We start from the raw sequence: 1,131 nt of genomic DNA, 5'->3' as shown, positions 1-1,131 counted from the left end.
GCGGCTGAACCAGGGGTTCATCCCGATCTTCGAGCCGGGGCTCGAGGCGCTGGTGCGCGAAAACCATGCGGCGGGGCGCATCGTCTTCACCACCGATGCGGCGCTGGCGGTCAAACATGGCGAGATCCAGATGATCGCGGTCGGCACGCCGCAGGGCCAGGACGGCTCGGCCGACCTCAAATACGTGCTGTCGGTGGCACAAGCGATCGGCCGCGAGATGGTGGGCCCCAAGATCGTCGTCACCAAGTCGACGGTGCCGGTCGGCACCGCCGACAAGGTTCGCCAAAAGATCGCCGAGGTGCTCAAGACAAGGGGCCGCGAGGATCTTGCCTTCGACGTCGTCTCCAACCCGGAGTTCCTCAAGGAAGGCTCGGCGGTCGCCGACTGCATGAGGCCCGACCGCATTATCATCGGCACCCACTCCGAAGCCTCCGAAATGGTGATGCGCGAACTCTACGCGCCGTTCAACCGCAACCACGAAAAGATCATCGTGATGGACGTGCGCTCGGCCGAGTTCACCAAATATGCCGCCAACTGCATGCTGGCGACCAAGATCAGCTTCATGAACGAGATGGCCAATCTCGCCGAACTGCTTGGCGCCGACATCGAGGAGGTGCGCAAGGGCATCGGCTCGGACCCGCGCATCGGCTACCACTTCATCTATCCGGGGCTGGGTTATGGCGGCTCGTGTTTTCCCAAGGACGTGCGCGCGCTGATCCGCACCGCCGACGGGGTCGGTTTCGACGCGACGCTGTTGAAGTCGGTCGAAGAGCGCAACAATGCCCAAAAGGCGGTGCTGTTCGACAAGCTCGCCAGCTATTTCAACGGCGATCTCGCCGGCAAGACCTTCGCCTTGTGGGGGCTTGCCTTCAAGCCCAACACCGACGACATGCGCGAGGCGCCGTCGCGGGTCTTGATGGAGGCGCTATGGGCCGCCGGCGCCAGGGTCCAGGCCTACGATCCCGAGGCGATGAACGAGGCGCAGGCGATCTACGGCCAGCGCGACGACCTTTTGCTGTGCGGTACCAAGGAGGCGGCACTGCCCGGCGCCGATGCGCTTTTGATCGCCACCGAATGGAAGAACTTCCGCGCGCCTTCCTTCGAGATGATCAAGCAGGCGCTCGCCACACC

The 1,131-nt window shown here is 63.9% G+C and carries 1 protein-coding gene; it reads left to right on the top strand.

Annotated elements, in window-relative coordinates; genetic code table 11:
* The coding region (locus C8K44_RS27215; RefSeq protein WP_109578864.1) for a UDP-glucose/GDP-mannose dehydrogenase family protein at positions 1-1,131 on the top strand (1,131 nt) is incomplete at both ends.

Origin of the sequence: Aminobacter sp. AP02 (assembly GCF_003148805.1) — a bacterium.
Lineage (GTDB): Bacteria > Pseudomonadota > Alphaproteobacteria > Rhizobiales > Rhizobiaceae > Aminobacter.
Note: the sequence above shows the minus strand (reverse complement) of the source record. Positions and strands in the feature narration are given on the sequence as shown.